Origin of the sequence: Halomonas lysinitropha, assembly GCF_902500215.1 — a bacterium.
Taxonomy (GTDB): Bacteria; Pseudomonadota; Gammaproteobacteria; order Pseudomonadales; family Halomonadaceae; genus Halomonas; species Halomonas lysinitropha.
Window position 1 is genome coordinate 1 of record NZ_CABVOU010000025.1, and the last position, 346, is coordinate 346.

Consider the following 346-nt stretch of genomic DNA (forward strand, 5'->3'; position numbering starts at 1 on the left):
GGATGACCCGGCCACGACGGAGGTGGAAGGCCAGGATACGGTCAGCGGTGATTTCTCGGGCCTGTTCGGGCTGACCCAGGACATGGGGGCCGATGATGATGGCACCGTGGCGAGCCTGGTTTACAGTCTGTCGATCGGTCAAGGGCTGACGGACACAGCACTGACCAGCGACAGCAATGCCATTACACTGGTGATGGATGGTGACGACATCGTCGGCCAGACCAATGTGGACTCGGTGGTGACGGACATCTTCCGCATCAGCGTGGACAACACCGAAGGCAACGAGGGAAAGGTCACGCTGACCCAGTACGCCGAGATCGACCACGTCGGTGAACTGTTGGACGAC

Annotated in this window: 1 protein-coding gene; it reads left to right on the forward strand. The window is 60.4% G+C overall.

The features are described from left to right. A partial coding sequence (locus tag HALO32_RS17920; RefSeq protein ID WP_192576431.1) for a DUF5801 repeats-in-toxin domain-containing protein occupies positions 1–346 on the forward strand: 346 nt, incomplete at both ends.